This window comes from Arthrobacter sp. H-02-3 (assembly GCF_003097355.1).
GTDB classification, from domain to species: domain Bacteria; phylum Actinomycetota; class Actinomycetes; order Actinomycetales; family Micrococcaceae; genus Arthrobacter; species Arthrobacter humicola.
This window is the reverse complement of record NZ_PYUI01000025.1, coordinates 69,845-79,108: the sequence shown is the minus strand read 5'-3', so window position 1 is coordinate 79,108 and position 9,264 is coordinate 69,845. Positions and strand designations below refer to the sequence as shown.

Sequence of the window (9,264 nt, the reverse complement as noted above, 5' to 3'; positions counted from 1 at the left end):
TCACGTCCGGCTTCGGCCCGTTCAAGAGCATGGACGTCGAGAAGATGAAGGAGATCACGCTCAAGGAACTCGCCGCGATGGGCATCGACCTGCGCGACGTCGAGCAGCCCATCGGCCAGCTCTCCGGCGGTGAGCGCCAGTGTGTCGCGATCGCCCGGGCCGTGTACTTCGGCGCGAAGGTCCTGATCCTGGACGAGCCCACCGCCGCCCTGGGTGTGAAGCAGTCCGGCGTCGTGCTCCGCTACATCCTGCAGGCCCGCGACCGCGGCCTCGGGGTCATCTTCATCACCCACAACCCGCACCACGCCTTCCCCGTCGGTGACCGCTTCCTGCTGCTCAAGCGCGGCAAATCGATCGGCTACTACGACAAAAAAGACATCACCCTCGACGAACTGACGGCCCAGATGGCCGGCGGCGCCGAACTCGCCGAACTCGCCCACGAACTCGAACAACTCGGCGGCCACGGCGACATCGTCAAAGAAGTCCAGGCGGAGGTTGCCGAAGTCGATTCAGAACGCCAGGGCATCGGCACTCACGCTCGGCATTAGTCCGCACCCCTCGGCTTCGGCGCACTGCTGGAGAAGACAGATCACATTCAAATTCGGAGCGATAAGCCCTAATTCCCGCGGGAATCGGGAGGGCCGCTCTTCCACCCAGATGGAGCAACCATGCAAATGCTAATCGCCGGAACCTGGCGCGGTGCCGCCGACGGCAGGTCAGAGGAAGTCCGGTCACCCTTTGACGGGCGGATCATTGACACGGTCCCCGTCGCTACCGTTGGGGACGCCGAGGCCGCCCTCGACCGCGCCGAGATCGGCGCCCACCTGCAAAGGACCACACCGGCACACGTGAGGGTGGACATCCTCCTGCGCGCCGCGGCGCTGGCTGATGAACGCGCCGAGGATATTGCCCAGACCATCAGTGCCGAAACCGGGAAGCCCATCACGGAAGCCCGGGGAGAAGCCAGCCGCTCCGGCAACATCATCCGCCTGGCCGCCTACGAAGGCAGCCAGCTGTACGGCTCCACCCTTCCGCTGGACGCCAACGCCGGCACCGGGCTGGAGAAGATCGGCTTCACCCTCCGGCAGCCGTGCGGCATCGTCGTGGCCATCACGCCCTTCAACTACCCCGCGCTGCTGGTGCTGCACAAGATCGCCCCCGCTTTGGCGGCCGGCAACGCCGTGGTGCTGAAGCCAGCCCGCGCGACCCCGCTGACCGCGTTGAAGCTGGCGCAGTGCTTCGTCGATGCCGGGCTCCCGCCGGAGGCGCTGTCCGTCCTGACCGGCCCCGGCAGCACCCTCGGCGATGTGCTCGTCACGGATCCGCGGGTGCGGAAAGTCTCGTTCACTGGATCCACCGCCATAGGTACCCGTATCAGCTCGATTGCGGGAGTCAAGAAACTGTCCCTGGAGCTGGGTGCCTCCTGCCCGGTGATCATCCTCCCGGACGCTGACATCGAACTCGCCGCCAGCGCCGTGGCAGCAGGTGGTTACATCAATGCCGGCCAGGTCTGCATCTCTGTGCAGCGGGTCATCGTTGACCGCCGGGTCGAAGCGGACTTCCTGGACGCACTCGTGCCCAAGGTGGAGGCGATCGCGGTGGGCAACCCCAAGGAAGAGGGCACACGCCTCGGCTCACTCATCTCGGAAGAGGAAGCGACGCGCGTCCACTCCTCGATTTGCGAAGCCCGGCACTCCGGGGCCAAAGTTCTCACCGGCGGGGACCGTCAGGGAGCCGTCGTCACCCCGGCCGTTGTCGCGAGCGTGGACCCGCGCTCTCCGCTGAGCCGCAACGAACTCTTCGGACCCGCCGTGGCCGTTTCCTCGGCGTCGGACATCGAATCAGCCATCGCTATGGCCAATGACAACGACTACGGGCTTGGCGCCGGAATCTTCACCAGCGATATCGCCGGAAGCATCCGGGCCATGCGGCAGATCGACGCCGGAAACATCCACATCAACTGGACGCCCCTGTGGCGGGCCGACCTCATGCCCTATGGAGGGCTCAAGGGCAGCGGCATCGGCAAGGAAGGCGTCCGTTCCGCAGTGCAGGAAATGACCGAAGAAAAAACGGTCATCCTGCACGGACGCCCCTGGTAACCCACCACCTACTGGAATAAGGCAATGACCACTAACTCACAGACCATCAGGCTCACTACCGCCCAAGCGGTCATCAAATACCTCTCGGTTCAACACTCCGTTACCGACGGCGTCAGGCGCCGCCTGGTCCCTGCAGCCCTCGGGATCTTCGGACACGGCAACGTCGCCGGCCTGGGCCAGGCCTTCGACGAAATGGCCGATGACATGCCGTTCATCCAGGGCCGCCACGAGCAGTACATGGCCCACATTTCCACTGCCTTTGCCAAGGCGAGCCAGCGGCAGGCCGTCCTCGCTGTCACTGCTTCGATTGGTCCGGGCGCCCTCAACCTCGTCACCGCCGCGGGACTGGCCACAGTGAACAGGCTTCCCCTGCTCCTTCTCCCCGGGGACACGTATGCAACGCGCCATCAGGGTCCGGTCCTGCAACAGCTCGAGCACCCCACCGAAGCCGATGCCACCGTCAACGACGCGTTCCGTCCGGTCTCGCGCTTTTTTGACCGCATCACCCGTCCCGAGCAGCTCCTGACGGCCCTGCCGCAGGCCATGCGCGTGCTGACCAGTCCCACGGATACCGGCGCGGTGGTCCTGTCCTTGCCCCAGGACGTGCAGTCCCACGCCTACGACTTCCCGGTCGACTTCTTCGCCCCCCGGGACTGGAAGATCCGTCGCCCCCTGCCTGATCCGGCAGAAATACAGGAAGTGGCCGAGCTCATCAGGGCCGCACGCCGCCCGGTAATTATCGCCGGCGGTGGCATTCACTACTCTGACGCCCACGCGGCCCTCGAGCGCCTGGCCGGCCAGGCCGGTATTCCGGTTGTGGAAACATTCGGCGGCAAGGGTGCGGTCACCAAGGACGAATGGTGGCAGGTGGGCGGCGTCGGGCTCGAAGGCAACTTCGCCTCCAATGTCCTGGTCAAGCAGGCCGATCTGGTGCTCAGCGTGGGAACGCGCCTCACCGACTTCGCCACCGGCTCACAGTCCATCTTCGAAAACAACGACGTCAAGTTCGCCGCACTGAACGTCGTGGACGCCGACACCCGCAAGCAGGGTGCCACCGGAATCCTCGCCGACGCCCGGCTCGGGCTCGAAGCCCTGGCCCAGGCGCTGGAAGGGCACAGCACACCGGATGCGTGGCAGGACACCGTCCAGACGGAGAAAGCCCGCTGGGCGCCCATCCGCACGCAGTGGTTGGACGCGGACACCCCCTACAACCCCGAGGACCACCCGCACGTACCCGTGACCGCGGCCGTCCTCACCCAGCCGCAGCTGATCGGGATCATGCAGGAACACGCACGTTCCGGCGACACCGTCATCGCCGCGGCAGGCGGACCTCCGGGTGACCTCCAGAAGGTGTGGGATGCCACGGGGAACCGGCACTGCCACCTGGAGTTCGGATTCTCGTGCATGGGGTACGAGATTGCGGCCGGCATGGGCGTCCGCCTGGCCGAAGGCAACAACGACAACCGCGTCGTCACCTTCATCGGCGACGGCACGTTCCTGATGGCACCCACTGAGATCCTGACCGCGGCCCAGGAAGGGCTCAACGTCACGATCATCGTCTCTGAAAACCACGGATACCAGGTCATTCACCGGCTGCAGATGAACCGCACCGGCAAGGAATTCGGCAACGAGTTCCGCTACCGCACCGCCGCAGGCAGCGTCGCAGCTGCCGACGCGCCTAAAGCCCGCCTCGACGGAGAGTACCTCAAGGTGGACCTGCGGCAAATCGCCGAAGGCCTGGGAGCACTGGCCATCCGTGCCACCACCGCTGCAGAGGTCCGGGACGCGCTGGCCTCCACCCGCGACACGCAAGGCCCCGTCGTGATCGTGGTCCCCACCGTGCCCCACGTGGACCTGCCCGGCGGCGACGTCTGGTGGGATGTGGCTCCCGCGGAAGTATCCGGACAGGATTGGGTCCGAACCCTCCGTGCCGACTACGAGCAGGCACGCGGCCGCCAGAGGTGGTTCGGATGAGCAACGGACCGCTGACTTCAGGACCACTGAATGCAGGACCGTTGGATGCCGGGCAGCTGCGCCGGCGTCTGTCCGAGGGCGAAGTCACCGTCGGTACCTTCGTGGGAATGTCCTCGGCAACGGCCACCGAAGTCTGCGCTGCGGCGGGCGCCGACTGGGTGCTGATCGACCTTGAACACGGTTCCGGTGGTGAAGATGCGGTCCGTGACGGCGTCGTTGCCGCCGGGAGCTACGGCGTCCCGACCATCGTCCGGGTCGAATCCGGAGACCGCATCCGGATCGGCCGCGTCTTGGACCAGGGAGCCGCGGGGATCATGGTTCCCCGGCTGACCACCGTCGACCAGGCCGCAGAATCGGTCCGGCACATGCTGTATCCGCCCCACGGCGACCGCGGCGTGGCCACCTACAACCGGGCTTGCCGCTGGGGCATGGACCGCCGAACCCTCACCGAACCGGGCCAGGAAACCCTCGGAATCATCCAGATCGAGACCCTTGATGCGCTGGAGTCCGTCGAAGACATCGCAGCCCAGGACGGCGTCGACGTCGTATTTGTCGGCCCCTTGGATCTCTCCTACGCCCTGGGCGTCCCGCTGCAGCTGGACAGCAGCGTATTCCAGGAAGCCCTGCAGCGCGTCGTAGCCGCGGCGCAACTGCACAACAAGGCGGCGGGAATCCTGGCCGTGGATGGCCCGGGAGCCGCCAAGTATGTCCGGCAGGGCTTCCGGTTCGTCGCCATCGGCTCCGACTCAACGATCATGGCGGCGGCGTTCCGGGACGCCTTCGAAGCCGCCCGTAACTGACCACAAAGTTTTAGAAAGAAAGGCAAGAACGTGAGCACAGAAACCCGTACCATCGGTGTCGGCCTCATCAGCGTCGGATGGATGGGAAAGCTCCATTCGCGCGCCTACCAGGCCGTACCGTACGTCTACCCCGAACTCGGCCTGACGACCAAACTCGTCATCGCCGCCGACACTGAACCCAGCCGGATCGAGTTCGCAAAAGATGTCCTCGGGTTCGCCGAGGGGACCACCGACTACCACGAAGTGCTGAACCACCCTGACGTCGACGTCGTATCCATCTGCGCACCCAACTTCCTCCACGCGGAGATCGGCATCGCTGCCGCCAAAGCAGGCAAGCATTTCTGGATCGAAAAGCCGGTCGGTCGCGGCTATGAAGAAACGGCCGCGGTGCAGGAGGCAGCCGTGGAAGCGGGCGTAGTTACGTCCATCGGCTACAACTACCGGCACGCCCCCGCCGTGGAACACGCACGCGAACTCGTCGCCTCCGGGCGCCTGGGACGGGTGACCAACGTCCGTGCGGTGTTCTTCTCCGGGTACGCCTCCGAGCCCAACGGCGCACTTTCCTGGCGCTTCGACCGGAAACTCGCCGGCACCGGCGTGCTGGCCGACCTCTTCAGCCACGCCACCGACCTGTGCCAGTATGTAGTCGGACCCATCGCCGAGGTCACCGCGCTCACCAGCACGGTCTACACGCAGCGGCCAAAGCTCGCCATGGGGTCGGCTACACACTTCGCAGTGATCGAAAACGGGGAAATGGGAGAGGTTGAAAATGAGGACTACGCAGCAGCGCTGGTCCGCTTCGGCCCGTCCGCCCGCGGTGCAGGCGCCGTCGGTACCATCGAGTCGTCCCGCGTCGCCGTGGGCCCCGAGTGCGGCTACCAGATCGAAGTCTACGGAACCGAAGGCTCCCTCAAATGGGACTTTGAGCGCATGAACGAACTCAAGGTCTGCCTAGGGCGCACCAACGACGAGCAAGGCTACACCACCGTCAACGCCAGCCCCCGCCATGGCGACTACGCCCGCTTCCAGCCCGGACCCGGCAACAGCATGGGCTTCGATGACCTCAAGGTCATCGAAGCGAAGAAGTTCCTTGTCGCCGTCGCAGGAGGCGCCCAGGAGAACTCCAACATCCATGACGCTGCCTCCGCGGCCGCGATCGTCAGCGCCGCTGAAGCTTCCTCACTGTCCGGACAGTGGCAGAAGATCGAGGAAATCCACGGCACAACTGCGGCGCGGATCTAACCATGGCGAATGCATCCGCCCGGCGGCCAACGATCTTGGACGTGGCCGAACGCGCCGGCGTATCAAAGTCCTTGGTTTCCCTCGTGCTGCGTGACTCTCCCCGGGTCAGCGCCGAACGCCGCCAGCGGGTGCTGGAAGTTGTCGAAGAGCTGGGCTACGAGCTCAACATGGCCGCCAGGTCGCTCTCAACCCGCAGCAACGGAACAATCGGCGTGCTGGTCAGCGACCTGCACAACCCCTGGGCCTTTGACGTCGTCGACGCCGCACGGCCGGTGCTGGAAGAGGCCGGCCACACCGTGCTCTTCAGCGCGGTAACGGCGTCGGCGTCGGCCGGCGGGGGAGTGGACCTGTCCATCCTCCAGGCATTTCGCGACCTGCGGGTCGCCGGTCTCCTCGTGGTTGGAACGGTCCCGGACAAGGCCCCGTTTAGCCGCGTTGTCTCGGGCGGAGCCGTCGTCTTCGCCGGAGGTGGTCCGGACTACATCGACACAGCCGATGTAGTCCGGAGCGACGACGCCCACGGCTTCTCCATGGTCGTGGACCATCTCATCGACCAAGGCCATGAACGCATCGCGCATCTGGGCGGGCTGGGCGGTTCGGTCGGGACCGCACGCGCCGGCGGATACACCGAGGCCATGGAACGCCATGGACTCGGACGAAACATCCACATCGTCGATGCCGACTTCTCCCAGGAATCCGGATACGTTGCAGCCCAACGGGCGCTCGGCTCGTCCGGCCGCCTGCGACCCACTGCGCTGGCCTGCATCAACGATCTGGCAGCCCTGGGAGCGATGACCGCGGCAGATGAACGCGGACTTCAGGTCGGGATCACCGGCTACGACAACATCTCCCTCGGCGCCATGCCCCGGCTTGGTCTGACCACTGTCGATCCTGACAGCTCGACGATCGGCGTCACCGGGGCGAAAACGCTCCTGCAGCGCATCCAGGACCACGACTTTGGCGGGGGCTTCGTCCACCAGTCCATCGCCCCGGAACTGGTTATCCGCAAGTCCAGCCTGCTCGGCATCTGACCCACACCCCATTCATATAGTCACCCCATGGGCCTTCAAGGCCCGTCCGGGGTGCCCCCTCACATCTTCAAGGATGACGATGGCTTCAATAACCGCACCCCAAATAGTCGTAGCTCTCGGCGACGTGGAGGCTGGACTGGTAGAACCCGTACTGGCGCCCCACCAACAAATGATTCATAACCCCACGGATGAAGATCTCGCCCGGGCCGATGCGGCCATCGTCCGCGCCGCCTACACGGTGGACCGTGAACTCCTTGACCGCATGCCCGCACTGAAGGTAATCGCCCGGACGGGCGTCGGTACCGATCTCGTCGACGTCGCGGAGGCGAACCGCCGCGGCATCCCAGTGGTCATTACCCCCGGAAGCAACACCGCCTCCGTCGCTGAAGGGGTCTTCTCCCACCTCCTCGCCCTCGTCAAGAAGCTGTCCACCCTGACGTCGCTGGTCAGGGACGGCCACTGGGAGGAGAGGTCTTCCGTGAACGTCGGCGACCTCGAAGGATTCACCCTGGGCATCATCGGCTACGGCCGCATCGGGCGCCGCGTCGCCCGAATCGCCGAAGCCTTTGACCTCAACGTTCTGGCCTTTGACCCGTTCGCCGACGTCCCGGCGGGGATCCGCTGCGCAACCGTGGAGGATTTACTGCGCCGGAGCGATTTCGTTACCCTGCATGTGCCGCTGACGCCGGAAAACCAGAACCTCATTAACGCCGAACGCATCGCACTGGTGCCGGCAGGGGCCATCCTTATCAACTGCAGCAGGGGCGGGCTCGTTGACCTGGACGCGGCGCACGGTGCCCTTCTCACCGGCCAGTTGGGTGGCCTGGGACTGGACGTCTTCGACCCCGAACCTCCGGCACACCACCCCGTCTTTGACCACGTGAACGTCGTCCTGACGCCACACCTGATGGGGTTTACCCGCCAGGGAATGGTTCACACCGTCCGCGACGCCGCCAAGGGCGCCGTCGACGTCCTGGCCGGCCGCACCCCCGCGGCGGTGGCCACACCATGAACAGCGCCGGCGCCACCATCTCGATCACTCACCCTCAACCATCCGCCGACGAATCCTTCGCCAACGGGGAACACGAAAGGACCATCACGCATGTCCGCTGACCGACCACTCAAGGTTGCACTCTTTGGATCCGGCCGCATCGGCCAGGTTCACGCCCGGAATATCGCCGCCCACCCTGATCTGGAACTGGCGTGGATCGCTGACCCTTTTATCAAGGGCGCCCAGGCCCTCGCGGCCACCACCGGGGCGCAGGCCGTCGAAACCGCTGACGAGGTCTTCGCCAACAAGGACCTCGACGCCATCATCATCGGCTCACCGACGAGCACCCACGTCGACCTCATCTCCCGGGCCGTCGCCGCGGGCGTCGCAGCCCTGTGCGAAAAGCCCATCGACCTGGACATCGACCGTGTCCGCGCATGCCGGGACCAGATCCGCGGCACCAAAACCCCGCTCATGCTCGGTTTCAACCGCCGCTTCGACCCGAATTTCGCCTCCGTCCGCGCACGGGTTGAGGCCGGAGAAATCGGACGCCTGGAGCAGCTGACCATCATCAGCCGGGACCCCGCCCCCGCGCCCAAGGATTACATCACCACATCCGGCGGGATCTTCCGGGACCAGAGCATCCACGACCTCGACATGGCCCGGTTCTTCGTCCCGGACATCATCGAAGTTTCGGCCACCGGTTCGAACCTTTTCTGCGACTACATCGAAGAGGCCGGCGACTTCGACTCGGTCGTCATCAGCCTGCGCGGACGCGGAGGCGAGCTCATCACGATCACCAATTCCCGCCACAGTGCCTATGGCCACGACCAGCGGCTGGAAGCCTTCGGCAGCGACGGTCTGCTGACCGCGGGCAACATGACTCCGACGACCGTGCGCAAGTACGGCGCAACGGGTACTGAAGAGTCCGATGCCTACCTGCCGTTCTTCCTTGAACGGTACGCCCAGGCTTACCGCAACGAGCTGGACAGCTTCGTGCAGTCCATCCGTGGCGGAACCGCCTGCAGCCCCGGCTTCGACGACGGGGTGATGGCGCTCATCCTGGCCAACGCGGCCGAAGAGTCCGCCAGGTCCGGCCGCGCCGTCAAAATCGGCGAGGAGTAACG

Annotated in this window: 8 protein-coding genes; all 8 read left to right on the top strand. The window is 65.5% G+C overall.

Going from position 1 to position 9,264, the window contains the following annotated elements:
- The coding region (locus tag C9424_RS18935) for an ATP-binding cassette domain-containing protein (RefSeq protein ID WP_133247538.1) at positions 1-548 on the top strand (548 nt) is incomplete at its 5' end.
- A gap of 120 nt (positions 549-668) precedes the next feature.
- Positions 669-2,099: an aldehyde dehydrogenase family protein gene (locus C9424_RS18930; RefSeq protein WP_116768404.1), complete on the top strand. Its 1,431-nt coding sequence runs from the start codon at positions 669-671 to the stop codon at positions 2,097-2,099.
- 24 nt (positions 2,100-2,123) lie between these two features.
- Entirely contained in the window at positions 2,124-4,073 is a 1,950-nt protein-coding gene (gene iolD / locus C9424_RS18925) for a 3D-(3,5/4)-trihydroxycyclohexane-1,2-dione acylhydrolase (decyclizing) (RefSeq protein WP_116768403.1), read from the top strand.
- Positions 4,070-4,873, top strand: a complete 804-nt coding sequence (locus C9424_RS18920; RefSeq protein ID WP_202615925.1) for an HpcH/HpaI aldolase family protein — start codon at positions 4,070-4,072, stop codon at positions 4,871-4,873. The genes iolD and C9424_RS18920 overlap by 4 nt, the downstream gene beginning before the upstream one ends.
- 30 nt (positions 4,874-4,903) lie before the next feature.
- Positions 4,904-6,115: a Gfo/Idh/MocA family protein gene (locus C9424_RS18915; RefSeq protein ID WP_116768402.1), complete on the top strand. Its 1,212-nt coding sequence runs from the start codon at positions 4,904-4,906 to the stop codon at positions 6,113-6,115.
- Positions 6,116-6,117: 2 nt separating this feature from the next.
- Positions 6,118-7,146, top strand: coding sequence for a LacI family DNA-binding transcriptional regulator (locus C9424_RS18910; RefSeq protein ID WP_116768401.1), 1,029 nt, complete (start codon positions 6,118-6,120; stop codon positions 7,144-7,146).
- Positions 7,147-7,225: 79 nt separating this feature from the next.
- Positions 7,226-8,158, top strand: coding sequence for an NAD(P)-dependent oxidoreductase (locus C9424_RS18905; protein ID WP_116768400.1), 933 nt, complete (start codon positions 7,226-7,228; stop codon positions 8,156-8,158).
- 90 nt (positions 8,159-8,248) lie between these two features.
- Positions 8,249-9,262 carry an inositol 2-dehydrogenase gene (iolG, locus tag C9424_RS18900; RefSeq protein ID WP_116768399.1) on the top strand — a complete coding sequence of 338 codons (1,014 nt, stop codon included), beginning with the start codon at positions 8,249-8,251 and terminating at the stop codon, positions 9,260-9,262.
- Positions 9,263-9,264: the final 2 nt, after the last annotated feature.